We start from the raw sequence: 26,854 nt of genomic DNA, 5'->3' as shown, positions 1-26,854 counted from the left end.
GGGTGAACTTACCTTCTGGGACGTACTACCGCGGACCCGTGTGGCGGCCGGCCGCCGCGCAGTCCCGCAGCCGTGCAGTCTCGCAAAGGAAAGCGTCCAAACAGTGATCGGACAGCCGAACGTGGTCTCGGCTCCGTGCAGGTTCACCGTTCTGGGACCACCCGGTCTCCAGCGCGGTGACACGCGGCTGGATCTCGGCGCGCCCCAGCAACAGGCCGTCCTGATGTTGTTGCTGGCCAACAGCGGCAGCTCCGTGCGGATCGGCGAGCTGGTCGACGGCCTGTGGGGCGAGCGGGCACCGGGCAGCGGCGGAGCCGTCATCCGGACCTACATCTCCCGCATCCGGCGGCTGCTGGCCGAGCACGGACTGGGCTCGGCGATCAGCTCCCGGTCCGGGGGCTACACGCTGGACCCGTCGCTGTTCGCGCTGGACGCCACCGAGTTCGCCGATCTGCTCGAAACCGCCCGGCAGGAGCGCGCGAGCGGACACATCCCGGCGGCCGCGAAGCGGCTGGAGGAGGCGCTCGACCTCTGGAGGGGCACGGCGCTGGCCGGGGTCCCGGGTGAGGCCGCCGAACGTGAGCGGTTCCGGCTGGAACGGCTGAAGCTGATCGCCACCCAGGAGTTGCTGCAGCTCCGCCTGGAGCTGGGGAAGCACGCCGAGGTGGTGGCCGAGGTCCCACTGCTCATCGAGCAGAACCGGCTCGATGAGCCGTTGTATGAGATCTATCTCCTAGGCCTGTACCGCAGCGGCAGGCGGGCGGAGGCGCTCGAGACCTACCGGATGGTCTACGACCTGCTGGGCAAGGAACTGGGCGTCAGCCCGGGACCGCGGCTGCGGGAGATCCACGACAGGATCCTCCGGGCCGACACCGACCACGACGAGTCCGCCCCCGCCCCATGGGCCGAGACGCCTGCCGCGCACTCCCCGGAGCAGCCGGCCCCGCCTGAGCCGGCGCGCACGGAGCCGGAGCGGCCCGGTTGGCGGTTCGTCGGGAGGGGTACGGAACGCGCCGCCTTCCAGGATCTGCTGAAGAAGAGCCATGGGGAACGTCCGGGTCTTCTCTTCGTCCGCGGACCCGCCGGCATCGGTAAGTCGACGCTGCTGCGGAAGTTCGCCGAAGACGCCGCCGCCACGGGACGGCGTGTGCGGCACCTCCACGGTCCGGCGACCGCGGAAGCGCGCGAGCAGCTCGAACGATCCGCCGAGGAGCTCTCCGGCGTCTCCGGTGCGGTTCTCCTCATCGACTCCTTCGAAGAGCTGGGAGACCTCGAACCATGGCTGCGCGGCGAATACCTCCGGCGGTTGCCCGGCGACGCGATCGTCGTGGTGGCGGGCCGGACCGGGCCGAGCGCCGCCTGGCTCACCGATCCGGCCTGGTCCGGGGCGATCGTGATCCGGCACCTCGAAGCCCTCACCGCCACCGAGTCCGCCGCGCTGGTGGAAGCCCGCGGCGTCGATCCCGGCCTCCGGAGGTCCATCGTGGACTTCGCCGCCGGCAACCCCTTCGCGCTGTCGCTCGCCGCCGAGGTCGGCAGGAGCATGTCAACCACGGGAGAGCCGTCGCGGCGTGACGCCGTACGGTACGTGGTCGACAACGTGCTCGCGCTCCTGGCCGGTAGCGTGCCGACGGAGACGCATCGGTGGGCGCTGCGCGTGTGCGCGCACGCCCGCCACACCACCGAGGATCTTCTCAGGGCGGTGGTTCCGGGCGGCCGGGCGGCGGAGCTATTCGACTGGCTCCGGGCGCAACCGTATGTCGAAACCGCCGCCCACGGCCTGGAGGTCAACGGTGTGCTGCGCGAGGCCCTCGACCACGACCTGCGGTGGCGGGACCCCGTCGGCTATGCGCGGATGCACCGGCGGATCCGCCACTACGTCATGGACCAGCTCCTGCGCGACGCCCGCGACCCCCACGCGTGCGTGGCGGTCATGCGGACGATCAGTCATCTGCGCCGTCGCGGCGGGGTCGTGCGCCGGTACGTGTCCGGGGTGGGTGAGGAGGATCTGCGACTGTCCGGGGCGACCCGCGCCGACCACGACGAACTCGTCACCATGGCGAGCAAGACCCACGGCGAGTTCACGGCCGCGTCCGTCCGGTTCTGGCTGGGCCGTCAGCCAGGGGCCTTCTCCGTGCTCCGGTGTCGCAGGAGCAACCGCCTGCGCGCTTTCCTGAGCTGGCTGACCCTGCGGACGCCGGACCGGGAAGAACTGGAGGCCGACCCTGTCATGAGGGACATCTGGCGCGACGTGCGCCGGATGACGGCGGTGCCCCCAGGGGCGCACATCGGGATCGCGCGGCATCTGATCTGCCCGGCCCACGAGGCTGAGCCGTCTCCGATCACAGACGTGTTCCAGGCACGGATGATGCGCAGCTGGCTGCACGGACCAGGTCTGGCGGCCTCGTACCTGGTCGTCGAGGACAGGCAGCTGTGGCGGCCGTTGATGGAATACCTGGATCAGTACGAGCTGGAGTGCGTTCGCGCGGACCATCCGTACGCGATATTCGGCCACGACTGGCTGGCCGACCCGCCGGAGGAATGGCGGGACCACCACCTGGACGAGGAGCTGTGGGCGGAACGGCACCCGAACCTGTTCCTCCGCCAGGACGTGTCCGGCGTGGACGGCTGAGGAGAGCCAGCGCTTCGGGTCCTTCGCCGTCCAGGCGTCGCAGCTTGAGCGATGCCCGCGCCCACCACGACGTGGTCGCACTCCGCCGCACCCTCTTCAGCCGTCACCTGTTCAAGCGGTGATGGCAATTGCACGGCCAGAAGTCACCTGTCAAACTGGTGATGTGAAGCATGTGTTTCTGTGTGGCAATCCTGCGCTCGACCTCGCCTGCACGCTCCGCGCGCGTCGCACCGCGCGCTTCGAGACGCTCGACGCCCCGGACCGGCTCGACGCGTGGTACGTGGAGTCCGGTGTCGTCAACGTCCTCTCGCCCTGCCGGGAAGCGGATCTGGTCCAGGCGGTGGCGGTGCGGGAGGCCATCTATGCGCTGGTCACCGCCCGGCTCGCCGGTGACGGATACGACGGCGAGGCGCTCGCGCTGGTGAACGAGACAGCACGCAAGCCGCCGGCGGCCCTCCAGCTCACGGCCGAGGGCCGGTGGGTGGAGGCGACCCCGGCTCAGGCGCTGTCCACGGTGGCCCGGCATGCCGTCGAGCTGCTCAGCGGGCCGGAGGTGCCGCTGATGAAGGAGTGCGCCAACCCCGAGTGCACGAAGATCTTCATCGATCGGTCGCGTGGCGGGCGCCGGGAGTGGTGCGGCATGGAGTCGTGCGGCAACAAGATCAAGGCGGCTGCCTACCGGGCTCGCAAGAAGGAGACGCAGACGGCCGGCGCGACCTGACCTCGACGGCTGCTATGGTGATAGACCTCGTGTTCGGATGTTAGGAGACCAGACGTGGCAGGTGACGTCGACATCTCCGGGTAATACCGGAGGTTGACCGGCCCCGGCAGGCGTGTATGACCGCCGCCGATGTGGGCCCTCGTCGTCGTTCCCCAGTCCTGTTTCCCCTGCCGGGCCCCATCAGTGCGCCCGGATTCTGTACCGAGGTCTGTCGCATGTCCGATGCATTCATCATCTGTTCTGGCCTGTCCTTCTCCTGGTCTGACGACACCCCTGTCTTCAGCGACCTGTCCTTCACCGTGGGCGGCGGCCGTACGGGCCTCGTCGCCCCGAACGGCGCGGGCAAGAGCACGCTGCTCAAGCTGGTCGCGGGTGAGCTGCGGCCCAGTAGCGGCGGCGTGTCCGTCGGCGGCCAGCTCGGCTACCTGCCGCAGAGCCTGCCGCTCACCGGCGACCTGACCGTGGCCGAGGTCCTGGACATCGCCCCCGTGATCGCCGCGCTGGACGCCATCGAGTCAGGGGACGCGAGCGAGGAGCACTTCACCACGATCGGCAACGACTGGGACATCGAGGAGCGCACCCGAGCCCAGCTCGACCGGCTCGGGCTCGGCGACCTGGACTTCGCGCGTACGCTGCGCACCCTGAGCGGCGGCCAGATCGTCTCGCTCGGCCTGGCCGCGCAGCTGCTCAAGCGCCCCGACGTCCTACTGCTCGACGAGCCCACGAACAACCTCGACCTCGACGCGCGCCGCAGGCTCTACGACGTGCTCGGCGACTGGAACGGCTGCCTGCTCGTGGTCAGTCATGACCGGGCCCTGCTCGACCGCATGGACCGCATCGCCGAGCTGGACCGGGGCGGGGTCCGTTTCTACGGCGGTGACTTCACCGCCTACGAGGAGGCCGTGCGCACGGAGCGGGAGGCCGCCGAGCGCGGCGTGCGCAGCGCCGAGCAGGAGCTCAAGCGCGAGAAGCGGGAGATGCAGCAGGCCAGGGAGCGGGCCGAGCGCCGGGCGAGCAACGCCGCCCGCAACCTCAAGAACGCCGGCCTGCCGCGCATCTTCGCGGGGAACATGAAGCGTGGCGCCCAGGAGTCGGCCGGGCGATCGGGCCAGATGCACGCCGCCCGCGTCAGCGATGCCAAGGCCCGGCTCGACGAGGCGGGGCGGGCGCTGCGTGACGACCAGAGGATCACGCTGGAGCTGCCGGGGACGAACGTGCCCGCGGGTCGCACGGTCTTCCTCGGCGAACGCCTTCAGGCCCGCGGCCTGTTCGCCGACCCCGGCATCGACCTGGTGATCCGCGGACCCGAGCGCATCGCGCTGACCGGCCCCAACGGTGCGGGCAAGTCCACCCTGCTGCGTCTGATCAGCGGGGAGCTGGAGCCGGACGGCGGCACGGCCAGACGGGCCGACGGCCGGGTGGCCTACCTGTCACAGCGGCTGGACCTGCTCGACGTTGATCGTACGGTGGCGCAGAACCTGGCCGCGTCCGCCCCCGGCATGGCGGAGTCGGAGCGGATGAACATGCTGGCCCGTTTCCTGTTCCGCGGCGCGCGTGCGCATCTGCCTGTCGGGGTGCTGTCGGGCGGCGAACGGCTGCGGGCCACGCTGGCCTGCGTGCTGTGCGCGGAGCCCGCGCCGCAGCTCCTGCTGCTGGACGAGCCCACGAACAATCTCGACCTGGTCAGCGTCGGCCAGCTGGAGAGCGCGCTCGGCGCGTACGAGGGGGCGTTCGTGGTGGTCAGCCACGACGAGCGGTTCCTCGCGGAGATCAAGGCGGAGCGCTGGCTGGAGCTGTCCGGCGGGCGCCTCCTGGAGACCGGAGGGCCCGCCGGTGAGTGACGCGCTGCTCGCCCGCGATCTCGTACGGACGCTGGGCGCGCGGCGCGTGCTCGACGGCGTCTCGCTCACCGCCGCGCCCGGGGACAGGATCGGCCTGATCGGCGAGAACGGCGCCGGCAAGACCACGCTCCTACGGCTGCTGGCCGGGGTGGACCGGCCCGACTCCGGCACCGTCGTACGCCCCGCCGACCTCGGCTTCCTGCACCAGGAGATGCCCTTCGACAGCCGGGCCACAATCGCCGACGTGCTCGACGACGCCCTGCGCGAGGCACGCGCGGACCTGGCCGAGCTGGATCGGCTCGCCCGCGCGCTCACCGCCGCCCCGGACGACGCCGCTCTGCTCGGTGAGTACGGGGTGCGGCTGGAGCAGGCCCAGGAGCGCGAGTCCTGGGACGCCGACCGGCGCGCCGGCATCGTCCTCGACCGGTTCGGCCTCGGCGGTGTGCCGCACTCCCGTGCGCTCGCGTCGCTTTCGGGAGGGCAGCGCGGGCGGCTGGCCCTGGCGGCACTGCTCATCAGGCGGCCCGCGGCGCTGCTGCTCGACGAGCCCACCAACCACCTGGACGACGACGCCGCGGTGTTCGTGGAGGAGCAGCTGCGCGGCATGACCGGCGTCGTGGTCGTGGCCAGCCACGACCGGGCGTTCCTGGACGCGGTCTGCACCGACCTGATCGATCTCGACCCGACGGTGGACGGGCCCGTCCGGTACGGGGGCAGGTACGGCGCGTACCTGGCCGAGAAGCGCGCGGAGCGAGAGCGCTGGGAGCGGCGGCACGCGGAGGAGCAGGCGGAGCTCGGCGAGCTGCGCGCGGCCGTCGCCGTGACGGCGCGGCAGGTGGCGCACGACCGGCTGAAGCGCGACAGCGAGAAGATGGGGTACGGGCACACCGGGGGCCGGGTGCAGCACCAGATCGCGCGGCGGGTGCGCAATGCCGCCCGCCGGCTCGCCCGGCTGGAACGCGAGCAGGTCCCGGCCCCACCGCCCCCTCTCCGCTTCAGCCCTCGCGCCCTGGTCGCCGACGCCGCGGAGGCCGCCCACGCCACGGACGCCGCCGAGTCCCGTGATCCCCACGACGGCGCCTTGCTGTCACTACGGGACGTGCGGGTACCGGGACGGCTCTCGATCGACCGGCTCGACGTGCCGCTCGGGGAGCGGCTGCTGGTCACCGGGCCCAACGGGGCGGGCAAGTCGACACTCCTGGCCGTGCTGGCCGGGCTGCCGGCCGCGGAGGGCGAGGTCCGGCGGCGGCCCGGCCTGACCGTCGCGCTGCTGGCCCAGGACACCGTCTTCGAGCGGCCGGACCGGACGGTGCGGGAGACGTACGAGCGGGCGCTCGGTCCGGAGCGCGCCGAGTCCGTGCCGTTGCGCTCGCTCGGCCTGATCGGCTCCCGCGACGCGGACCTGCGAGTGAGGGAGCTGTCCGTCGGTCAGCGCCGCCGGCTCGCGCTGGCGCTGTTGGTGGCCGACGCACCCGAGGTGCTCCTGCTCGACGAGCCCACCAACCACCTTTCGCCCCGCCTCTGCGACGAGCTGGAAGAGGCCCTGGGCGCCGATGGGCCCGGCGCGATCGTGATCGCCAGCCACGATCGCTGGTTGCGCGCCCGCTGGGAGGGGCACCACATCCGCCTGCCATGAACCCCTCCGCGTCACCGGCTTGACGGGTGACGCATCGAGCTGCCAATATCGTCACCAGTTGAACCGGTGACGCTCGATGCGTTCCCGGGCTTTCTCCACCAGCCCAGAAGGGAAAAGTCATGGCTGTCAGCTACACCGGGGTCGTCACCGTCACGGGAGAGGGCCGCAACGGAGGCCGGATCCAGGCCGACGACGGCCTCCTCGACACCACGCTCGCCATCCCGGAGCAGCTCGGCGGGGCGGGCGGGGCCACCAATCCCGAGCAGTTGTTCGCCGCGGGCTGGGGCTCCTGCTTCCTCGGCGCGGTCAGAAGGGCGGCGGCGCAGCGCAAGGTCGCGCTGACGAGCACGGCCATCACGGCGGAGGTGACCCTGCGCCACGGCGACGACGGCGAGTTCGGCCTCAGCGCCGTGCTCAACCTGGAACTCGGAGGCGTGGACCAGCGGACGGCCGACGAGCTCGGCGCCGCGGCCCACCAGATCTGCCCCTACTCCAAGGCGGTCCGCGGCAACATCCCGGTCACCATCAACGCGAAAGCCGCCTGAGGTGGGGCCGGCGCACGACGCCGCCGAGACCGCGCGGCGTGCCCGATTCGGCCGGCTGCCCGAACGGGTCCGGCTCGAGGACATGGTCGAAGAGCGCGCAGCCACCGCGCCGGACCCCGCGCAGCGGGCCTACGACGCGGACGGATGGCTCGTGCGGTACTGCCTGTGAAGCTGGAGGGGCATCGTGGTGCGCATTCCCAGATCCGTGAGAGCGTTGGCGGTCGCCGCGATCGTGGTGGCCGTCGCCCTGGGCTGCCTGGCCCAGGTGTTCTGAGCGGACGACATCAGGCGTCCGCGGCCCGCCGAGGGGCTCGGCTCTCGCGCTGTTCCGCGCCTACGCCCGCTGCCAGGCGTGGAACAGGCTGAGGCTCTCGGCGAGCTGTGAGTGCAGCGGGTACGGCAGCGTGTCCGGCGCGAACCAGCCCAGCTCGTCGAACTTGTGAGGCTCGCCGATGGCGACTCCGGCGGGATCCACCTCGACCGCGAAGATGACCGCGACCCAGTGGGAGGCCGGCTCCTCCCGGAGGACGTTGCGGACTCCGATCGTCTCGATCTTCAGCGCGTCGGCCGAGTATTCCTCGCGGACCTCTCGGGCGACGGCCGCCTCGAACGTCTCGCCGTACTCCAGCGCCCCGGCCCCGCAGTCCCAGGTGCCGGGCTCGTCCCGGGCGCCGCTGCCACGCCGGGCCAGCAGCACCCGGCCGTGGCCGTCGTGGCAGATGAACACGCAGGAGACGGAGGGCGTCCTGCGCGTTCCTCCGGGGGTGGACCCGGACTGCCGGGAGGGGCCGTCCGACGGCGAGGTGGTGCTCATGCGAGGGATCCTTCGCTCAGAAGTGGTCGGGCAGCTCGGAGAACTTCCGGAGCCGCAGCACGCCTGTGTCGGCGGGGTCGAGCTCGCTGTGCTCAAGCACCCAGGTGTTGTCGTTCGGGATGAAGACCGCGTTCATGCCCGCCTGCCGGGCGGGGAGGATGTCGGACTTCGGGGAGTTGCCGATCATCCAGGTCGTCGCGGGCGTCAGGCTGTGCTCCCGGGCGAGCCACCGGTAGGTGTCGACGTTCTTCTCGGCCACGATGTGGATGCCGCCGAAGTGGTGCGCGAGCCCGGAGACCTCCAGCTTGCGCTGCTGCTCGTCCGTGTCGCCCTTGGTCAGCAGGAGCAGGTCGTGCCGGTCGCCGAGGTCGGCGAGCGTCTCGGAGACGCCGGGGACCAGCTCCACGCGTCCTTCGACGAGAGCCGTCGCCAGCTCGTCGATGTGACGGAGCTCCGCCACGGTCGCCGGCCGCTCGCGCAGCCGCTCCAGGCACTCGCCGAGGCTGCGCAGGAACATCTTGCTGCCGTAACCGTGCACGACCGCGTTCGCCGCCTCGATGTCGTCGAGGATGGCGCGGATCTCGGCCCTGTCGAGCGTCGGGTGCTCCAGCCAGTGGAGGAAGTCGTCGATGACGCGCTCGAACAGGATGTTGTTCTCCCACAACGTGTCGTCGGCGTCGAAGACGAGCACCTGCCCGCTGAGTCTCATGGCGGCACCTCCGGAGCGTGTTGTCGATGGCCTCCGTGACGCGCCGTTGTGCGGCCCGGCCCCGGCGGGAGCCGTCAGGTCCGCACCGTTCCCGATCCCCCGTCGGCCCCGCGAAGAGTATCAAGCGGTGCTACGGGCCTCATATCGGTTTTCGTGCCGGGGCGCGGGCCGCCGCCCGAGGCGCCCGCCCCAGGCGTCCGCCTCCGGCCCCCGTCCTCCGTCCTCCGACCCTCGTCCTCCGGCCCCCGCCCGGAGCGCCCGCCGGATGGCCCCTACGCGATCGGGGCGGCCCGCATCCGGGGCTGGCGGCCGTATCCAGACTGTGATGCGATCTCGTGACAGGTCGAAAGGCGCCAATCGTATAAAAATGGTTATCGTTTCTCTGGTGTCATGCCGGGGGCCGTCCCCGGGCGGCTCGGGAACGCGCGGAGCCGCTCCGCCGACCGCAAAGGATGATCATGTGAACAGGAGCCGTCGCGGGTGGCGTCTTTCGATCTTGATGAGGGCGCGTGGAGGTGCCCGGCCGGGGGCGGGGGCCGTGGCCGTGGCCGCGCTGGGGACGGCCCTGCTCGCCGCCCTGGCGGCCTGCGGTGGCCAGGGGGACGCCGGGCGGGCGGCGGGGGCGCTCGTCCTGGCCGCCCCGCGCGACCTCGTGGCCGGGCCGGAGGATCCGTACTTCACCCATCGGACGCTGGGGGTGTGGGAGCCCCTGGTGACGCTGGACGGCGGGATGCGGCCGGCGCCCGCGCTGGCGACGGGGTGGGAGCGTTCCGGCGGGGGCCGGAGATGGACGTTCACCCTGCGCACCGGTGTGAGGTTCAGCGACGGGACGCCGCTGACCGCCGAGGCGGTGGTCGCCAACGTCGAGCGGTTCCGGCGCATCGCGCCCAGGCCGTCGGCCTTCTTCAGCCTCGACGCCGGGATGGAGGCGGCCTACGGCAAGCTCACCGGCGTGCGGGCCGAGGGCGGGAAGGTCGTGTTCACCCTGGCCGAGCCGGTCGCGGACCTGCCCGCCAGGCTGGCCGACTTCTACAGCATGATCCAGGCGCCGTCGGCGTTCGGGGCCGGCGGGGAGTTCGCCGGCGGCCCGGTGGGCACGGGCCCCTACACGCTGGTCTCCTGGTCGAAGGGACGGCAGGCGGAGCTGGCCGCCAATCCGGGCTACTGGGGCGGCCGGCCGGCCTTCGACAGGATCGTGGTGAAGACGGTCCCGGACGCCAACGCGCGGGTGGCGGCGCTGCGGGCCGGTGAGGTCGCCGGGCTGATGGACAAGGGCGCCCTGCTCCCCGGCCAGGTCGCCGCGGTCGCCGCCGAGGGCCGGTTCCGGGTCACCCGCACCCCCTCCGTGCTCACCCACTACCTGACCTTCAACGCCTCCCGGGGACCGTTCGCGGATCCGAGACTGCGTGAGGCGGTGGATCTGGCGATCGACCGGCGGGCCATCGCCGGCACGCTGCTGGCGGGTACGGCGACGCCCGGCGCGCCCTTCCTGTCGCCGATCTTCGGAGCCCTGTCCGATCCCGGCCTCCGCCCGGTCCACGACCCCGCCCGGGCGCGCGGGCTCGTCGCCGCGGCGGGCCGCCCGGCCGGGCCGGTCTCCATCCTGATCTCCTCGTCGGAGACCGGCCAGTTCCCCTACGCCGACATCGCCGAGGTGCTGCGGGCCGACCTGCGGGCGGTGGGCCTGCCCGCCCGGGTGAACGTGGCCGAGGCGACGAAGGCGGTCATGGAGGCGGGAGACTACGACATCTTCCTGAGCGCCTACAGCGTGCCCAACGGCGACCCCGACTACCTGTTCCGCCGATTCCTGCGCTCCGACGCGGCCTGGAACCGCGAGCGCAACCTCGGCTACCGCAGCGAGGAGTTCGACCGGCTGATCGACCGGGCCGCGGCCGCCGCCGGCGCGGACGAGCGCCGTGAGCTCTACCACCGGGTCCAGCGGCTGCTGGCCGCCGACCGGCCGATGATCCCGCTCGCCTACCAGGACAACCCGGTGGTGACGAGCAGCGCGGTGCGGGGTCTCACGCAGAGCCCGGCCTACCTGGTGGATCTCGCCGGACTGGCGCCGGCGCGGTGACCGCCGCCCTGCGGCGCGTGACACGGACGCTCCTCGTCCTGCTGGTGCTGTCGGCGCTGACCTTTCTCCTGACGTCCCTGGCGCCCGGAGACCCGGCGGAGGAGATCCTCCGCCGGGGCGGCGTCCAGCCCACGGCGGAGAGCGTGGCCGTGCTGCGGGGCGAGCTCGGCCTCGACCGGCCGCTGTTCTCCCAGTACCTCCACTGGCTGCTCGGCGTGCTGCGGGGCGACTTCGGGCGCTCCCACGTCGACCGCGCGCCGGTGGCCGCCGAGATCCTGTCGCGGGTCCCGGCGACGCTGTGGCTGGCCGGGGTGGCCTCGCTCATCGCGGTCGGGCCGGCCGTGCTCGTGTCGGTCCGCGCCGCCCTCCGGCCGCGCGCACTCGACAGCCGGATCGCGCGGGCCGTGGCGGTGACGGTCGCGGCCGTCCCGCCGTACGTCGTCGGCATCCTGCTGATCAGCCTGGTCGCCGTCGGCGCGCGGGCCCTGCCGACCGGTGGCGACGGCTCCCCGGAGGCGGTGATCCTGCCGGCCGTCACCCTCGGCCTGGCCGGTACGGCCACGCTGCTCCGGCTGCTCCGGGCCGACCTGGCGGCCGTGGCGCGGCTGCCCTTCGTCAAGCTCGCCGTGGCCAAGGGTCTGACCGCGCGCCGTACCGTCATGGTGCACGCGCTGCGCGCGGCCGCGCCCGGCGCGATCACCGCGGCCGGGATCGTGCTCACCGAGCTGCTGGCCGGCGCGGTGGTCGTCGAGACCCTGTTCGCCTGGCCCGGGGTGGGCCAGCTCGCCGTGTCGGCGATCCGGCAGCGGGACATCCCGACCGTGCAGGCGTACGTGCTGCTCGTCGCGCTCGGGACCGTGCTGGTCCTGGCCCTGGCCGAGCTGTGCGCGTCGCTGGCCGACCCCCGGACGCGACGGTGACGGGTCACCGTCCGCGGCGGCCCGCCGGGGGTGTCGCCGGCGCGCTGCTGTTCGGCGCGGTCGTCCTGTTCTGCCTGGCGGCGCCGGTGCTGTCGCCCCACGACCCCTACCGGCCGGACCTGGCGCGGGCCCTGCTCCCGGCCGGCGGGGAGCACTGGCTCGGCACCGACCAGCTCGGGCGCGACCTGCTCACCAGGACCGCCGCGGCGGGCCGTACCTCGCTGCTGCTGGCCGCCGCCGTCACCGCCGTCACCACCGCGGCCGGTACGGTCGCCGGCGCCGTGGCGGGCCTGGCGGGCGGCCGGCTCGACCGGCTGCTGCGGTCGGCGGCCGCCGTGGCGCTCGCGCTGCCCGGCCTCACGCTCGCGCTGGCCCTGGCCGGGGTGCTGCCGCCCGGCTTCACCGCCGTCCTCGCCGCCCTCGTGCCGCTGGGATGGGTGAGCTGCGCCCTCGTCGTCCGGGCCGCGGTCGTGCGGGCGGCGGCCTCCGGCCACGTGCTGGCGGTCCGGGCGATGGGCGCGTCGCCCTTCTACCTGCTGCGCCGGACCATCCTCCCGCACGCGGTCGGGCCCGCCCTCACCGTCGCCACCGGCGACATGGCCAAGAGCCTGGTCGCGGCGACCTCGCTGAGCTTCCTCGGCATCGGCCTGCCCCCGCCGGAGGTCGACTGGGGCGGGATGGTCAGCGAGGCGACGGCCCTGCTCGTGGTCACTCCGCGGCTCGCGGCCGTGCCGGCGCTCGCGCTGGCCCTGACCAGTCTGGGCGTCACGCTCATGGCCGACGCGCTCCGCGAGGCCCGGCCCGCCGGATGAGTCGCACCGGATGAGGGGAAAAGCCCCACCGCTTTTCCGGTCTGCCGGTATCCTTGACTTTGATCATGACTGGTCCCCTTACCCTCTTTGGCGCGTCTTACACCCCGATGGTGCCGGTCGGGACAGGTGGCTGCTGTGATCTGCGGTTACAGGGATCCCTGTCCGGTTTCGAGGGGCGGCGTCACGGCTGTGGAGGGGAATGGCGGGTGACTCGGCGGGTCAGGTGAGGAAATTGAGCATGCCTCATGACTCTCGAAGAAAAGTTTCAAGACCATTTCGGACAAGGGTGCCTATGGTTTAGGCTCCATCGCTTACGTGGGCAGAACCGCCCGGATCGGTGTTCCGCCGCCGGGGCTGTCGGGCGCGAGCTCGGCGGCCGCCCACGTCGCAGGCCATGTGATCGGGACTACTGGGAGCGATGTGATGGGGCAGCACACGCCGTACGGAGCTCTGGATGACGGCGAGGGCTTACCGGGTTCCAGGGGGGAGCACATCCTCCAGAGATTGTTCGCCACCAGGGACCGGGCGGAGCGCTTCTACGAACGGCAGGTCGTCGACCGCCTGACGCCCCATATGCGGGACTTCGTCGCCCGGCAGGAAATGGTCTTCGTGGGGACCGCGGACGCCGCGGGCAACTGTGACACGTCGTTCCGGGCGGGCCCGCCCGGGTTCGTCCGGGTGGTGGACGACACGAGGGTGATGTATCCGGAGTTCCGCGGCAACGGCGTCCTCGCCAGCCTGGGCAACATCATGGAGAACGCGCACCTCAGCCTGCTGTTCGTCGACTTCTTCGACGACCTCGTGGGCCTGCACATCAACGGCTCGGCGACCATCACCACCGCCTACGACGCGGCCCGCCGCTATGGCCTGGTCGACGAGGACCGCACCGCGCCCGGCCGCCGGGCCGAGCGCTGGGTCATGGTGGAGGTCGAGGAGGCATACATCCACTGCTCCAAGCACATCCCGCTGCTGACCAAGCAGGACCGCAGGGAGCGCAGGTCCGAAGGACGCAGGCCCGCGGGAGACGACTACTTCGGTGTCGGGCAGGTGAAGGTCGCCGGGCGGGAGCGGGAAGAGGCGGGAAAGTCGGTCGGGTGACGGGATGACAATCGACATCGGGCTGATCCGCCACAGCTGGTCACTCATCGAGCCGGTGGCCGACCAGGTCACCAAGCACTTCTACGGCAGGCTCTTCGCCAACTACCCGCACATCCGGGAGCTCTTCCCGCCCGCGATGGACCTCCAGCGCGACCGCCTGTTCCACGCGCTCGCCCAGGTGGTGCTCAACCTGGAGGACGGCGATGGGGTGGGCGACTATCTCGGCCAGCTCGCCCGGGACCACCGCAAGTACGGGGTCCAGCCCGAGCACTACCCCGCGGTCGGCGACTGCCTGGTCGCCGCGATGCGATACCACGCGGGCGAGCTCTGGCGTCCCGCCTACGACGAGGCGTGGATGACCGCCTACAAGTTCATCGCCGAGGTGATGATCCAGGCCGCCGAGCAGGACGCCACCCAGTCTCCGCCGTCCTGGGTCGCGACCGTGGTCGCGCACGAGGTGCGCACCCCCGAGATCGCCGTGATCACCGTCCAGCCCGACCAGCCCTACCCCTACCGGGCCGGCCAGTACGCCACCCTGCAGAGCGCGCACTGGCCCCGGGTGTGGCGCCCGTACTCGATCGCGAACGCGCCCCGCCAGGACAACCTGCTCACCTTCCACGTGCGGATGGTGCCCGGCGGATGGGTCAGCACGGCGCTGATGCACCACACCCGGCCGGGAGACAGCCTCCTGCTGGGACCGCCGCGGGGGAGCCTCGTGCTCGACCGGGCGAGCACCTCGCACCTGATCTTCATCGCCGGCGGCACGGGTCTGGCCCCGCTCAAGGCGCTCATCGAGGAGTCGGTCTGGGTGCCCGACCGCCCCGCCATCGATCTCTTCCACGGTGTCCGGCGCAGCGTCGACGCCTACGACAACGAAGACCTGCAACGCCTGCGTTCGGACCACAGGCGCCTGCGGATCGTCCACGCGATCTCCGACGATCCCGACCAGTGGCGCAGGCAGAGCGCGGTGGACGCCCTGGAGTATCACCGGATCGTCCCCGACGGAGACGTCTTCGTGTGCGGCTCGCCCGACATGGTGCGGGTGACCGCCAACCGCCTGCTCGGCCTGGGAGTGCCCCTCCACCGCATCCACACCGAGTTCGCCCCGGGAGGCGCGGCCAGATTCGCGGTGCTGTGAAGGGCCGCCGGGACCGGCCCCGATCGACCGGCCACCCGCCCGGTCCGGACGGGACCTAGCCCGCCGGACGCTGGAGGGCGGCCCTGATGGTGTCCTCGGGGTAGGGCGACAGCCGTACGGCCTCCGGCACGCTCATCCGGCCGGCGGCCACCTCCCGGCAGAGCCCGGCGACGGCGGTGATATCGGCGTGCTGGGCGGTGACGGACCGGCGGTCCATCGGATCCCCGTGGCCGGGCACCACGGTGCCCTCGCCGGCCAGCCCGAGCAGCCCGGCGACGGCGGCCGGCCATTCGAGCGGGTAGGCGTCGCCGTACGCCGGCGGCGCGCCGTTCTCCACCAGGTCACCGGCGAACACCACACCGGCGTCCGGGACGTGGACCACGAGGTCGTTGCTGGAGTGGCCGCGGCCGAAGTAGGCCATGACGATCTCGCGCCCGCCGACGGTCAGCTCCGCCCGGTCGGTCACGAGGCGGTCCGGCAGCACGATCTCCGTCTTGGCGATGTCGTCGGCGATGTCGGCACGTCCCTCCTGCCGGTAACGCCGCGCCCAGGCCTCCTTCGTCCCGGCCCCGTCCGCGATCAGGTCGGCCCGGCACCCCTCCTGCGCCCAGACGGGGCAGTCCAGGAACGGCCGGGTGCCGAAGCTGTGGTCGAAGTGCGAGTGAGTGATCACCACCGTCCACGGATCCCGGGTGATCCGCCGCACCTCCGCGGCGAGCTCCGCCCCTTGCCGCTCGTCGCCTCGCGTGTCGACCACCAGGCAGCCGCCGTCACCCATGACCAGTCCCACCGACAGGTCCAGTTCCGTGTAACGGCGCACCAGCACCCTGTCGGCCACTTCGATCCATCGACCTTCCATGCGTCGCATTCTCCCCGGCCCGCCCCGCCGTGGCGAGCCACGGCGGGCCTTCCGCGTCACCGGCGGCCCACGTCGTGGACGGTCCGCGTCACAGCCGGCCGCAGCGCCGGCACCGGCCGCGTCTGCGCAGGTGGTAGGCGAGGGCGGCGGCGGCCAGGGCCGCTCCCCAGATCGGCCAGAACGTCTCCGGGAGCCAGGCGCCCACCTCGGAGAGCTCGAAGCGGCCCGCGACCGTCCAGCGGATGTAGGTCAGGCCCGCCACGGTGACGATGACCGAGACGAACGCGGCGGGGACGACGGCGAGCGGCGGCGGGACCCGCCTGCCGCGCAGGCCGGGGATCCACCGGGGGAAGACCTCGCCCCAGCGCTGGGTCAGCCCCAGGGTGAGGATCCCGCCCAGTGCTCCGAAGGTGGCCAGGTAGGCCCCCGCCAGCCAGATCCCCGGGGTGTCGCGGGAGCCCTCGGCGAGGAACTCCTCGCTGACCCCCAGCGGGATGCCCAGGGCCCAGGCCCATCGGGTCGCGCAGTACACCAGTGGCACCGTGGCGGCCACGTGGACGGCCCGGCGCCCCCAGCGAGCCGCGGCGGCCGGGGCCGTCCAGCCTCCGCCGCCCGCCGTACGGCCGCAGCCGGCGCAGGCCCGCCTGCCGCGGCGGTGGTAGGACAGGGCGGCCGCGGCCAGGAGCACCCCGCCGAGCACGCACAGCAGCTGGTTGACCACCTCCCAAGGCCAGACGTCGAGCAGGCCGGCGCCGCCGAGGTCCCAGCCGAACAGGGGCGCGACCAGCAGGAGCGGCGTGTAGGCGACGCCCATCATGAGGCGGGAGTCGGGGATCACCAGCATCAGCGCCACGGCGGCCGGCCAGGCGAGGGCGGGCGGCACCATCCGCAGCGGGCCCCGTCCCCGGACCACGGCGAGCACCAGTGACAGCACCGCGCAGGCCAGCCCCAGGCCGGCGATCCACCATCCGCCCGGCTGCGGGCGGGCGCCCGAGAGGATGGACAGCGCCCCGTCGGGATCGGGGTCGCTCGCGCCCCAGGGGAAGCCCGGCCCGCCCAGCGCCCAGCGCAGGCCGAGCAGGCCGTAGGCGAGCGACCAGAGCGCCGCGGCGTAACCGGCCCAGGCCGGCAGGCGTGACCTCATCGAGGGTCCCGGACGAGGTGGAGCCGTAACAGTTGTCATGGATCAAGCGTCCCCGCCGCCGGGACGGCGGGCCATGGGCCGTTCGGCAGGTCCGCGGCCGTTCCGGCGCCGCCGGCTATGCCGTCCGGCAGAGGCCGGGTGACGGCACCCGCGACGCGGGTCGCGCGGTCGCGGGTGCCGTCACCGATGGCCGGGGGTGGTGCTCAGGCGCAGGTGACGGAGTAGGAGACGGGGGACGACACCGCCGTGTTGGGCGTGACGGTCCGCAGGTAGCCGGTCACCGGACCGCTGGTCTTGACGGCCCGCCACTCGTCCCACACCACCGTCTTGGTGAGGGGGCCGCCGGCCGGGAAGTCGACCTGGGCGGTGGGGCTGGAGGTGCCGTTGTCGAACACCCAGGCGTATTCGACGGGCCCACTGGTCGGGGCCGACACCGTGATCGTCGCGACGGCCTTCAGGTCGACCGGGCACGTGCCCGTGTGGGAGGACGGCGTGATCTTCGCGTCGGTCACCGAGGTCACCACGCCGCCGGTGTTCGGGACGGGCGGCCTGCCGTCGCACGTCACCGAGTACTCCGTGGTCCCGGACTTCACCGGCGTGGGGGTGAGGACGTCCACGAAGACCTTGCCTGCCTGACTCCGCTGGACGAACCACTGGTGGGCCACCCGGTGGGGCCCAGGCCCGGTGATCTTCACCGTCTCCTTGTGCCAGTAGCCGCCGTCCGCCCACCGCCACCGGTAGGTGACGTCGAGCGGGAAGCCCGCGCCCTTCGGCGCGGTGATCATCGACGCGGCGGTCACCTGGTACGGGTTCTGGGTGGTGCACTCGCCGCCGCCCCGGCTCCAGGTGGTGATCACGGGATCCGACACCGTCACCGTGCCGGGCCCGGTGTCCTCGCAGGTGATCGTGAACTTCGCGGGACCCGCCTCCGACCTGCCCGGCGAGGTGATCTGCACCGTCGCGGACCCGCCGGCCACCTTGGCGGGGTCGGCCACCGGCCAGGTGAGGCTGACCGTCTTGGTCAGGTCCTTGGCGTCCTTGAACTCCCACTCGCCGGGGACCGTCGTGCCGTCGCCGCGGATCCACCGGTAGGTGACCTTGGCCGGCTTGGAGACGGCGAGATCGGCGGTGAAGGTGAAGGTGAGCGGCGCGGCGCACGTCCCGCGGTAGGCGGCCGGGTCGACCCGGACGCCCGTCACCGAGGCGGTCACCGGCGCGGGCGTCGGCGTGCAGGTCACCGAGTACGGGACCTTGGCCGAGGTGCTCAGGACCTTCCCGTGGCGGTCCAGGATCTCGATCCACCGGGTGCCGGACTGGCCGGCGAGGAAGGTGCGGCTCGCGCCGACCGTGCGTCGCGGCGAGTCCTTGGCCGAGAACCAGAGGTCCTGCCGGCCGAGCGGGCCTCCGTCGCTGTCGGCCCACCGGTAGGAGACGGCCGCGGGGACACGCGAGACGCGGATCGTGCCGACGAAGTCAATGGTCCTGCCGGGGGCCGCGCACGGGCCCGAGTAGGTGTTGCCCCCCGCCACCTCGGCCGAGGCGCGCGGCGCGGGCCCCTGCCCCTCGGCGGGCGACCTGGGGGTCTCGACGTCGGTGGACCCCTGGCAGGTGACGGAGAAGTGGGCCCGCCCGGACGTCAGCTTCTTCGGACTGAGCACCTGTACGGCCTGCCAGCCACGGGTGCTGCGGGAGAAGGTCCGCCGCTCCTGGAGCTTGATCCCCGTCCCGGCCTTCGCCGTCCTGACCGCGCCCTTGGTGCCGTCGCCGCGCACCCAGCGGTATTTCACCCGGGCCGCGCCCTTGACGGTGACCGTGGCCGAGAACACCACCGCGGCCGGGCACCGCCCCGCCTGGCGGCCCGGGGTCGCCCGCACGCCCGCCACCGCCACCGACGGGGCCGCCTGCACGCCCGCCACCGCCACCGACGGGGCCGCCTGGGCGGGTGCGGCGAGCAGGCCCGCCGACAGCGAGAAGGCGGCCACCGCTGTCAGAGCCGGTCGCCACCATGGTCTGGAGAACATATGTCTGTCACGCTTCCTCTGCTTCTGATGCAAGCGTGCACAGCGTGCCCGGTGCGACTTGTGGTCCTCTTGTGAGCGGTTGCAGCGAGATGTGGCGGCCGCGCGCCGGTGGTGATCGCGGCCGTCCTGGCCCGCTCCGGGCCGCCCGCCTCAGGCGAGGACGCGGCCGACGACCCGGGCGTACATCCGGCCGGGGCTGGGGACCGACGGAGGGTTGAGGAAGCCGGGGAGCATGGGCAGGTCGACGGCGAAGGGCTGCAGGCGTTCGTAGAGGATCTCGGCCCCGGCGGGGCGCCGGTCGGGGTCCTTCTCCAGGAGGTCCTCGATCAGCCGGTTCAGCTCGGCCGGGACGCCCGGGACGGCGGGCGGCCGTTCCTTCACCTGGCGCTCGTAGACGGCGTATTCGGTGGGCCCGGTGAACAGCTGCCGGCCCGTGAGCATCTCGTGGATGACGCAGCCGAGGGCGTAGAGGTCACTGCGGGGATCGACGAGGCCGCGCTGGATCTGCTCGGGAGCCATGTAGGCCGGGGTGCCGAGGATCTGGCCGACCCGGGTGAAGCGGGTGGAGTCGGTCTCGCGGAGCATGGCGAGGCCGAAGTCGAGGACCTTGACGCTGCCGTCGGGGCAGAGCATCAGGTTGGTCGGCTTGAGGTCGCGGTGGTAGATGGACAGCGCGTGGGCGGCCGACAGCACGGCGCAGGCCTGGGCGGCGATCGCGGCCGCCCAGGGGACCGGGAGGGGGCCGTGCTCGCTGAGCAGGTCGGCCACGGTGACGCCGTCGATGAACTGCATCACCTGGAAGAGCCGGTGGTCGAAGGTGCCGAAGTCGTAGAGGACCGGCGCGCCGGGGTGCTCCAGCTTCGCCAGGATGCGGGCCTCACGGAGGAAACGCCGGTTCAGCTCCTCGTCGGGGCCGGTCAGCAGCCGCAGGAACTTGACGGCCACCCTGCGGTCGAGGTGCTTGTCGTGGCCGCCGTAGACGGCGCCCATGCCGCCCTGGGCGAGAGGGAGGTCGTCGAGCACGTATCGGTCGCCGATGACCATCCGACCCTCCCGTGGACGTCGCGGGGATCACACCCCTTGGTCGCACGGCCGGAGGTGGCCGTCGACCAGTCCGTCAAAGCCTAGCCGGATCAGCGTTTCCCCCAGCGCCGTCGTCTCGCGCACCCGGTCTTCCAACGCGAACAGCTCGCGGAAGGCCGTGCCGTACTTCCGCTGGTCGGCCAGGGGCAGCATGGGTACCCGCGCCCGCCGCACGTCGAGGCGGCTGGAGCTGGAGTGGACGCGGGTGGCGTCGGCCGAGCGCAGGAACCCGGCGAGGAAGTCGGGGTCGAGCCGCTGCGGGTCCACCCGGTAGAGGGTGAGCTGCGGACCGAGCGCCGCGCCGCTCCGCGTGATCACCCGGACCGCGCCCAGGGCGGTGGTCACGACGTCACCGGGCCTGACCATGACCAGGGCGGGGTCGAGGGTGGTCCATCCGGAGGGAGACGCGCCCAGGGCGGTGTCGTCGGCGGTCAGGACCGGGAGCGGTCCCTCCTCGGCCGACATCTTGGCCGGGGCCTGCAGGATGGAGATCAGGCCCGCCTTGGCCAGCTCGCCGACGGTGGTGGTCGGCAGGTCCTGCCGTTCGGCGAGCAGCTCAAGGGCCGGAGGCCCCTCCGGCAGCGTGGCCGTGATGTCACGGAAGCGGTCGAGGGTGCCGGTGAAGTCCCGCAGGAAGTCGGGGCCGCCCTGCTGCGGGCGGTGCCGGGCCGGGCTGAGGTCCACCTCGTCGTCGAGCAGGTCGATGATCCGCACCGTACGGCAGTCGCCGGACAGCTCGGCCTCCGGGTCCCGTGTGTAGGCCCGCCAGGCGGCCTCCACGGCCGACAGGTCCTCGCCCGCGTCCATCATCAGCAGCTGGGAGGGGGGCCGCCCGCCGTCGGGGCGGCGCAGCATCCACAGGTCGGGACCGCCGGGGCCGAGCGTCACCACGGCCCGCAGCGCCCCGGTGCGCAGCAGGTTGCCCCGGATCCGTTTGCCGGGGCGGCGCCCGGCCGCCGCGGCCGGCATCAGGATCGCCACCAGGCCGCCCGGCCGGACATGGGCCAGGCAGTGCTGCACCCAGGCGAGCTCGGACTCCCCGCGCGGCGGCAGGCCGTACTCCCAGCGGGGGTCGCCGGTCAGCTCCTCGTAGCCCCACGCGCGCTCGTTGAAAGGGGGGTCGCAGACCACGGCGTCGGCGAGCTCGCCGGCCAGGCCGTCCTCGCGCAGCGAGTCGCCGGCGACGATCCGCGCCCCGGCCCCGCGCAGCAGCAGCCGGACGGCGGCGAGCAGCGCGTTCGTCTCGTTGATCTCCTGGCCGAGCGGGGAGCCGGTGTGCAGCAGGAGGGTCCCGACGCCGCAGGCCGGGTCCAGGACGGTCCCCCCGTCCGGGTCGGCCAGGCGGGACATCAGCGCGGCCACGTCGTCCCGGGTGACCGAGAGCTGGCGGGAGTGGGCCTCGACGTAGCGCTCGCAGAGGAACTCGAAGGTCTCCAGCGGTCCCCGTTCGGCGGCCAGTTCGGCCACCAGCCTGACGAGCGCGAGGTCGTCCAGCCGCAGATCGGGGTGGCCGGGAAGATCTGTCGTCGCGGCGGCCAGGCCGGTGAGAGACTGTGTGCCGTGCTCCCGCCACGCCGCCGGCTCCCGTTGCAAGAACAGCAGGAACGCGCCGACCCGGCCCACCAGGTCGCCCAGGCGCAGGTCGTCGGCCGAGGTCCGCAGCCGCTGCCAGACCAGGTCGCCGAGGGAGACCTCGAAAGATTTGCCGTTGCGACGCAACCACGCGGCGATCTCGGGCAGGGAGAACAGCGGGCTGGAGGCCGTACCGCCCACGGGCTGGGGAAAGTCGTCGTGGCGGCGGCGCCAGTTGCTCACCGCGGCACGGCCGACGGAGGCGAGCCGGGCGATGTCGCCCGCGTTCACCGTGATGTCCTGGCTCTCCTCCATACTGGGCCACAGTAGTTGACTGTGCCGCAACGGTCTACAACACCTTTGCTTGTGAAGTGCTTCAACCAATGCTTTACTGCCTTCATGGCACTGAACGAAGGATTGGCACTGCGCTACGCGGCCCGCTCCGACGTAGGCGTCCGCCGTGAGGCGAACGAGGACTCGGGCTACGCGAGCGCGCGCCTGCTCGCCATAGCCGACGGCATGGGCGGCCACGCGGGTGGAGAGGTCGCCAGCTCACTCGCCGTGACAGCCATGGTGGCGCTGGACGAGCGTCTTCCCGACAGCGGTGTCGACCTGACCGCCGCGCTGAAGGACGCGGCCAGAGACGTCAACCACACCCTGCACGACATGAGCGAGCAGGACCCCACGCTGCGGGGGATGGGCACCACCCTGACCGCCATGCTCTGGGACGGCGCCACCTTCGCCCTCGCCCACGTCGGCGACTCCCGCGCCTACATGCTGCGCGACGGCGCCCTCTACCAGATCACCCACGACCACACCCTGGTCCAGTCGCTGGTGGACGAGGGCCGGATCACCCCGGAGCAGGCCGCCGAGCACCCGCGCCGGTCCATGGTGCTGCGGGTCCTGGAGGGCACCGGTGACGGTGAGCTGGACCTGTCGCTGCGCGAGGCCCAGCCCGACGACCGCTACCTGCTCTGCTCCGACGGCCTGACCGGCGTGGTCGGTCCGGAGACCCTCTTCAACACGCTGACCGAGATCGACGACCCGGCCGAGGCGGCGCGCTGGCTCATCGACCTGGCGAACCGGGGCGGCGGTCCCGACAACATCACCTGCATCGTGGCCGACTTCGGCGCCCACCCGGTCTCCGCCGAGCGGTCCGTCGTGGGCGCCGCGGCCGAGCGGAGACTGGCGCACTGACGTCCCGGAGCCCGTCGCGGCCCGGTATCCCGGAGCCCGTCGCGGCGGACCGGCGCGCCGGCGTCCCGGAGCCCGTCACGCGCGGGGCCGGCACCCGCGCCGGGCGGGAGCCGGCCCCGCGCGGGGTCTCCGGCCCGGACGGGAGGTCTACCAGGTCTTGCCGGTGATGCGCTCGTACGCCTCGACGTAGCGGGCCCGGGTGGCCTCCACGACCTCGGCGGGCACCTCCGGCGCGGGCTCCTTCTTGTCCCAGCCCGTGCCGGTCGCCCAGTCGCGGACGTACTGCTTGTCGAAGGAGAACTGCGGGTGGCCGGGCTCCCACCGGTCGGCGGGCCAGAACCGCGAGGAGTCGGAGGTCAGCACCTCGTCACCGAGCACGAGCGTGCCGTCGGCGGCCCAGCCCAGCTCGATCTTGGTGTCGGCGATGATGACGCCGCGCTCGCGCGCCAGCTCCGCGCCGCGCCCGTAGACCGCGAGCGTGATCCGGCGCAGCTCCGCGGCGACCTCCGCGCCCTCCTGCGCGACCACCTGGTCGAAGGCGATGGACTCGTCGTGCTGGCCGAGCGGGGCCTTGGTGGTCGGGGTGAAGATCGGCTCGGGGAGCCTGTCGCCGTCCACCAGGCCGGGCGGCAGCGGCACACCCGAGACCGCCCCCTGTGTCCTGTACTCCGCAAGCCCGCCGCCGGTCAGGTAACCGCGCGCGATGCACTCGACCGGCACCATCCTCAGCTTCCGGCACCGTACGGCGCGGCCCTCGAACTCGGCGGGCACGTCGGTGGCGGAGATGACGTGGTTGGGCACGATGTCGGCGAGCTGCTCGAACCACCACAGGGAGAGCTGCGTGAGGATCTTCCCCTTGTCGGGGATGGGCGTGGGCAGGATCACGTCGTAGACCGACACGCGGTCGGAGGCCACGAGGATGATGTCCCCCCGGTCCTCGTATACGTCGCGGACCTTCCCGGAGTGGAGAAGCTTCACTGTGTTTTCCCTGCTCTCGCGCGATCTCGTGCTGGTACACCAGGCGGTAACAGAGTAATCGGCCGCCTGGCGATACCGGAAAGGAGGCCGCGGAGCCGCCGGCCGGTCAGACTTCCGGCCGGCCGTAGTGGGCGACGATGTTCGCGGTCCACCGCCGGACCTGCGCGTCGACCTCCGCGTGGTCATGAGGCAGACCGGCCGCGTCGGGCCGGGTCTGCCACGGGTGAGGCCCGTGCTCGGGCCTGAACTCCACGCCGAGCGCCTCCAGCCGGCGCTCGTGGGAACGCAGGCGCCTGCGGAAGTCGGTGAAGTCGCGCCGTCGTGGCCCCCACACGACCTCGGCGAAGGCCGCCAGTCGCGGGAAGGCCATGTAGTCGAGATGCCGTGGGGAGTCGATGTGCTCGGTCCAGATGTTCGCCTGGGCGCCGAGGACGCGCCGTGACTCCTCCCCGGTGAGTTCAGGCGGCACGGGCTCGAACCCGTAGACGGCCTCAAGGCTGATGACGTTGCCGATGGGCACCGGCTCCGCCGGATCGCCGGACTGCCGGAAGTCGAGGTAGAGATCGGTGAACGGGCAGGTCACCACGTCGTGCCCGAGCCTGGCGGCGGTGACGGCCCCGAAGGTTCCCCGCCACGACGCCACGGTCGTGCCGCGCGGCAGGCCGCCTTCCAGGATCTCGTCCCAGGCGTACGGCTTGCGCCCGCGGGCGATGAGATACTCGGTGAACTGGTGGACGAACCAGCTCTGCAGCTCGTCCTCGTCCCGCAGCCCGAGTTCGCGCATCCGCCCCTTCGCCGCCGGACTGTCGCGCCACTGCGCCTTCGGGACCTCGTCGCCGCCCACGCAGACGTAGTCGCCGGGGAAGAGCTCCAGCACCTCGTCGAAGACCGCCTTGAAGAAGGCGATGGTGCGGTCCTCGACGTTGAGGACGTTCTCCACCACACCCCAGGTGGTGCCGACGGGCAGGGGCTCGTCGAGGTTGCCGAGTTCGGGGTAGGCGGCGATGGCGGCCTGGGTGTGACCGGGCAGGTCGATCTCGGGCACCACCGTGATGAACCGGTCGGCGGCGTAGGCGACGATCTCCCGGATGTCGTCCTGGGTGTAGTAACCGCCGTGCGGCCGCCCGTCGTACTGCCCGTGGACCACTGCGCCCACGGTCGACTCGCGGCGCCACGCGCCGACCTCGGTGAGCCGGGGGAAGCGCTTGATCTCCAGCCGCCAGCCCTGGTCGTCGGTGAGGTGCAGGTGCAACACGTTCAGCTTGTGCGTCGCCAGCAGGTCGATGTAGCGCAGCAGATCATTCTTGGGGAGGAACCTCCTCGCGACGTCGATCAGCACCCCGCGCCAGGCGAAGCGGGGCGCGTCCTCGACGGTCACGGCGGGCACGGACCACGGGCCGCGCCCGACCGCTCCGGCGCGGAAGGCGTCGGCGGGGAGCATCTGGCGCAGGGTCTGCGCGCCGTAGAAGGCCCCCGCGGGATCGCCCGCCTCGATCCGGACGGTGGCGGAGGTGACCTGGAGGCGGTAGGCGTCTCCGGCCAGATCCGCCGCGTGGACGAGCTGGATCGTTCCGGGGCCGGGTGGACCGGACGGCAGCGCGAACCGCGTCGCCGGACCGAGCGCGCCTCGCAGCCAGTGGCCCACATGCTCGAATGCCGGGTCGGAGGCGATGGCGGTGTCATGGCCGAGGACGAAACAGCCTTCGGCCGGGGCGATCAGGGTCGGCCGGGGGATCACGGTGTCGGCGCCGCCCACCGGATTCCCGGCCGGGCTCTCGGCCGGGCTCTCGAAGTCGGACGCGGAGTTCACAGGGTCTGCACCGTCCCGGTCTCGCGAGCGCGCTCCGCCGCCCAGACGAGCAGATGGCCCGCGAGTGCCTCATGCGGGTCACATCCGAGCAGTGTCTGGTCTCCCGCGGCCACGGCGTCGAGGAAGGCCGCCGTCAGGCCCGCGTCTCCTCCTCCGTGGCCGTCCGCCGCCGACGCCCCCGCCCCGCTCCGCGTGTCGATCAGCTCCTCCTCGCCCGTGCGGAAGTCCACGATCCGCAGTGTCGTGCCGTCTCCCTCGAGATAGCCGTGCGTGCCGAACAGCCGGGTTCTGCGGTGCTCCAGCGGGGTGAACGCGGTCATGGTGAACGACGCGGTGACTCCGCCCTCGAACTCCATCGACACCACCTGCTGATCCACCACGTCGTTGTCGCAGTCGTAGACGCACCGGCCGTAGGGACCGGTCTCCAGCGCGTGGAGGACGGCCTCGGCCGTCGGCTCGGCGGTGACGGCGCCGAGGGGCCAGAACTCGGTCTTCGGATCGCCCAGGCAGCCCAGGTAGAAGCGGGTGGCCGAGTAGGGGCAGTCGGCCTCGACGGCACAGCCGGTGCACCGCTCGCCCGCGCCGGCCGGGCGGTTCTCCGGCCGGAAGTGGAGCAGGCCGCCGAAGGAGGACACTCGGACCGGCCGCAGGCCGATCACGTGCAGCAGCCAGTCGATGTCATGACAGGACTTGGTCAGCAGCATGGGTCCCGAGGTGTCGGCCCGCCGCCAGTTCCCGCGCACGAACGAATGCGCCTGGTGCCACCAGCCGACCGGTTCGAGATGCTGGACACTCGCCAGGTCGCCGAGCCTGCCCTGGTCGATCACGGCCTTCAGCGCCAGGGTGTAGGGCGTGTAGCGCAGGACATGTCCTACGGCGAGGATGACCGAATGGCGTTGGACCGCCGCGACGATCCGCCGGGCGTCGGCTTCCACCGGCGCCATCGGTTTCTCCAGCAGGATGTGGTAGCCCAGCTCCGCGAAGGCCACCGCGGGGTCGACGTGCAGGTGGTCCTGGGTCGCGATCACGACGGCGTCGGCGACCTTGCCGGCTGCGGCCATCTCCGCCCAGTCATGGAAGGTTCCGGCGGGGGAGAGGCCGAACTCGGCGGCGAACCTCTCCCTGCGCCCCCGGTCGGGCTCGGCGACGGCCACGATCCGTCCGCGTCCGGTCCGCACCGCTTCCCTGGCGTAGATGAATCCCCGCATCCCCGCGCCGAGCACGGCAAGACTCACAGTCATTAATCT

Annotated in this window: 21 protein-coding genes; 11 read left to right on the top strand and 10 right to left on the bottom strand. The window is 72.4% G+C overall.

Annotated features, from left to right (window positions below; all coding sequences use genetic code 11):
* The first annotated feature begins 103 nt into the window (after positions 1-103).
* From J2S55_RS08940 to J2S55_RS08920, 5 genes are all read left to right on the top strand, one after another.
* Positions 104-2,632 (top strand): AfsR/SARP family transcriptional regulator, encoded by a 2,529-nt coding sequence (locus J2S55_RS08940; RefSeq protein WP_306858654.1) that lies wholly within the window; start codon positions 104-106, stop codon positions 2,630-2,632.
* A 163-nt stretch (positions 2,633-2,795) separates the two neighbouring features.
* On the top strand, positions 2,796-3,353 hold the full coding sequence (locus J2S55_RS08935) for a CGNR zinc finger domain-containing protein (protein WP_306858653.1): 558 nt from the start codon (positions 2,796-2,798) through the stop codon (positions 3,351-3,353).
* 215 nt (positions 3,354-3,568) lie between these two features.
* Positions 3,569-5,194, top strand: a complete 1,626-nt coding sequence (locus J2S55_RS08930; RefSeq protein WP_306858652.1) for an ABC-F family ATP-binding cassette domain-containing protein — start codon at positions 3,569-3,571, stop codon at positions 5,192-5,194.
* Positions 5,187-6,830: an ABC-F family ATP-binding cassette domain-containing protein gene (locus tag J2S55_RS08925; protein WP_306858651.1), complete on the top strand. Its 1,644-nt coding sequence runs from the start codon at positions 5,187-5,189 to the stop codon at positions 6,828-6,830. The genes J2S55_RS08930 and J2S55_RS08925 overlap by 8 nt, the downstream gene beginning before the upstream one ends.
* A 119-nt stretch (positions 6,831-6,949) precedes the next feature.
* Positions 6,950-7,375 carry an organic hydroperoxide resistance protein gene (locus tag J2S55_RS08920; RefSeq protein ID WP_306858650.1) on the top strand — a complete coding sequence of 142 codons (426 nt, stop codon included), beginning with the start codon at positions 6,950-6,952 and terminating at the stop codon, positions 7,373-7,375.
* A 334-nt stretch (positions 7,376-7,709) separates the two neighbouring features.
* Here the strand turns inward: J2S55_RS08920 and J2S55_RS08915 are convergent, their stop codons facing one another.
* Positions 7,710-8,189, bottom strand: a complete 480-nt coding sequence (locus J2S55_RS08915; RefSeq protein WP_306858649.1) for an NUDIX domain-containing protein — start codon at positions 8,187-8,189, stop codon at positions 7,710-7,712.
* Positions 8,190-8,205: 16 nt separating this feature from the next.
* A complete protein-coding gene (locus J2S55_RS08910; protein ID WP_306858648.1) occupies positions 8,206-8,898 on the bottom strand; it encodes an HAD family hydrolase in 693 nt (230 codons plus the stop codon).
* A 499-nt stretch (positions 8,899-9,397) separates the two neighbouring features.
* Here J2S55_RS08910 and J2S55_RS08905 point away from each other — a divergent pair, with 499 nt between their 5' ends.
* From J2S55_RS08905 to J2S55_RS08885, 5 genes are all read left to right on the top strand, one after another.
* Positions 9,398-10,975, top strand: coding sequence for an ABC transporter substrate-binding protein (locus J2S55_RS08905; RefSeq protein WP_306858647.1), 1,578 nt, complete (start codon positions 9,398-9,400; stop codon positions 10,973-10,975).
* A 17-nt stretch (positions 10,976-10,992) separates the two neighbouring features.
* On the top strand, positions 10,993-11,895 hold the full coding sequence (locus tag J2S55_RS08900) for an ABC transporter permease (RefSeq protein ID WP_306858646.1): 903 nt from the start codon (positions 10,993-10,995) through the stop codon (positions 11,893-11,895).
* Entirely contained in the window at positions 11,892-12,707 is an 816-nt protein-coding gene (locus J2S55_RS08895; protein WP_306858645.1) for an ABC transporter permease, read from the top strand. The genes J2S55_RS08900 and J2S55_RS08895 overlap by 4 nt, the downstream gene beginning before the upstream one ends.
* Positions 12,708-13,211: 504 nt before the next feature.
* The gene (locus tag J2S55_RS08890) at positions 13,212-13,805 is read left to right on the top strand and encodes a pyridoxamine 5'-phosphate oxidase family protein (RefSeq protein ID WP_306858644.1); all 594 of its coding nucleotides are present in this window, start codon (positions 13,212-13,214) and stop codon (positions 13,803-13,805) included.
* 4 nt (positions 13,806-13,809) lie between these two features.
* Positions 13,810-14,943, top strand: coding sequence for a globin domain-containing protein (locus tag J2S55_RS08885; RefSeq protein WP_306858643.1), 1,134 nt, complete (start codon positions 13,810-13,812; stop codon positions 14,941-14,943).
* Between the two features lie 55 nt (positions 14,944-14,998).
* Here the strand turns inward: J2S55_RS08885 and J2S55_RS08880 are convergent, their stop codons facing one another.
* From J2S55_RS08880 to J2S55_RS08860, 5 genes are all read right to left on the bottom strand, one after another.
* Positions 14,999-15,802, bottom strand: a complete 804-nt coding sequence (locus J2S55_RS08880; RefSeq protein ID WP_306858642.1) for an MBL fold metallo-hydrolase — start codon at positions 15,800-15,802, stop codon at positions 14,999-15,001.
* Between the two features lie 88 nt (positions 15,803-15,890).
* Positions 15,891-16,946, bottom strand: coding sequence for a hypothetical protein (locus tag J2S55_RS08875; RefSeq protein WP_306858641.1), 1,056 nt, complete (start codon positions 16,944-16,946; stop codon positions 15,891-15,893).
* A gap of 203 nt (positions 16,947-17,149) precedes the next feature.
* Positions 17,150-18,967: a hypothetical protein gene (locus J2S55_RS08870; protein WP_306858640.1), complete on the bottom strand. Its 1,818-nt coding sequence runs from the start codon at positions 18,965-18,967 to the stop codon at positions 17,150-17,152.
* Between the two features lie 150 nt (positions 18,968-19,117).
* Positions 19,118-20,011, bottom strand: coding sequence for a serine/threonine-protein kinase (locus J2S55_RS08865; protein ID WP_306858639.1), 894 nt, complete (start codon positions 20,009-20,011; stop codon positions 19,118-19,120).
* 27 nt (positions 20,012-20,038) lie between these two features.
* A complete protein-coding gene (locus J2S55_RS08860) occupies positions 20,039-21,937 on the bottom strand; it encodes an N-6 DNA methylase (RefSeq protein ID WP_306858638.1) in 1,899 nt (632 codons plus the stop codon).
* 84 nt (positions 21,938-22,021) lie between these two features.
* Between J2S55_RS08860 and J2S55_RS08855 the strand changes: the two genes are divergently transcribed.
* Positions 22,022-22,819 carry a PP2C family protein-serine/threonine phosphatase gene (locus J2S55_RS08855; protein WP_306858637.1) on the top strand — a complete coding sequence of 266 codons (798 nt, stop codon included), beginning with the start codon at positions 22,022-22,024 and terminating at the stop codon, positions 22,817-22,819.
* 147 nt (positions 22,820-22,966) lie between these two features.
* On the opposite strand, the gene J2S55_RS08850 is transcribed toward J2S55_RS08855, so the two are convergent.
* The 3 genes from J2S55_RS08850 to J2S55_RS08840 form a co-directional block, all read right to left on the bottom strand.
* Positions 22,967-23,983, bottom strand: a complete 1,017-nt coding sequence (locus tag J2S55_RS08850) for a phosphoribosylaminoimidazolesuccinocarboxamide synthase (protein WP_306858636.1) — start codon at positions 23,981-23,983, stop codon at positions 22,967-22,969.
* The gene (locus tag J2S55_RS08845; protein WP_370879770.1) at positions 23,904-25,535 is read right to left on the bottom strand and encodes a beta-N-acetylhexosaminidase; all 1,632 of its coding nucleotides are present in this window, start codon (positions 25,533-25,535) and stop codon (positions 23,904-23,906) included. Before J2S55_RS08845 ends, J2S55_RS08850 begins: the two co-directional genes overlap by 80 nt.
* Before the next feature lie 68 nt (positions 25,536-25,603).
* Positions 25,604-26,848, bottom strand: a complete 1,245-nt coding sequence (locus J2S55_RS08840) for a Gfo/Idh/MocA family protein (RefSeq protein ID WP_306858634.1) — start codon at positions 26,846-26,848, stop codon at positions 25,604-25,606.
* Between the last annotated feature and the right edge of the window lie 6 nt (positions 26,849-26,854).

Source organism: Streptosporangium brasiliense (assembly GCF_030811595.1).
Taxonomy (GTDB): domain Bacteria; phylum Actinomycetota; class Actinomycetes; order Streptosporangiales; family Streptosporangiaceae; genus Streptosporangium; species Streptosporangium brasiliense.
Note: the sequence above shows the minus strand (reverse complement) of the source record. Positions and strands in the feature narration are given on the sequence as shown.

Coding starts and splice junctions, on each gene's coding strand:
- J2S55_RS08910 (WP_306858648.1), bottom strand. CDS start 8,898: ATGAGACTCAGCGGGCAGGTGCTCGTCTTCGACGCCGACGACACGTTG.
- J2S55_RS08855 (WP_306858637.1), top strand. CDS start 22,022: ATGGCACTGAACGAAGGATTGGCACTGCGCTACGCGGCCCGCTCCGAC.
- J2S55_RS08915 (WP_306858649.1), bottom strand. CDS start 8,189: ATGAGCACCACCTCGCCGTCGGACGGCCCCTCCCGGCAGTCCGGGTCC.
- J2S55_RS08885 (WP_306858643.1), top strand. CDS start 13,810: ATGACAATCGACATCGGGCTGATCCGCCACAGCTGGTCACTCATCGAG.
- J2S55_RS08920 (WP_306858650.1), top strand. CDS start 6,950: ATGGCTGTCAGCTACACCGGGGTCGTCACCGTCACGGGAGAGGGCCGC.
- J2S55_RS08930 (WP_306858652.1), top strand. CDS start 3,569: ATGTCCGATGCATTCATCATCTGTTCTGGCCTGTCCTTCTCCTGGTCT.
- J2S55_RS08875 (WP_306858641.1), bottom strand. CDS start 16,946: ATGAGGTCACGCCTGCCGGCCTGGGCCGGTTACGCCGCGGCGCTCTGG.
- J2S55_RS08850 (WP_306858636.1), bottom strand. CDS start 23,983: ATGACCACGCGGAGGTCGACGCGCAGGTCCGGCGGTGGACCGCGAACA.
- J2S55_RS08880 (WP_306858642.1), bottom strand. CDS start 15,802: ATGGAAGGTCGATGGATCGAAGTGGCCGACAGGGTGCTGGTGCGCCGT.
- J2S55_RS08905 (WP_306858647.1), top strand. CDS start 9,398: ATGAGGGCGCGTGGAGGTGCCCGGCCGGGGGCGGGGGCCGTGGCCGTG.
- J2S55_RS08840 (WP_306858634.1), bottom strand. CDS start 26,848: ATGACTGTGAGTCTTGCCGTGCTCGGCGCGGGGATGCGGGGATTCATC.
- J2S55_RS08865 (WP_306858639.1), bottom strand. CDS start 20,011: ATGGTCATCGGCGACCGATACGTGCTCGACGACCTCCCTCTCGCCCAG.
- J2S55_RS08870 (WP_306858640.1), bottom strand. CDS start 18,967: ATGTTCTCCAGACCATGGTGGCGACCGGCTCTGACAGCGGTGGCCGCC.
- J2S55_RS08860 (WP_306858638.1), bottom strand. CDS start 21,937: ATGGAGGAGAGCCAGGACATCACGGTGAACGCGGGCGACATCGCCCGG.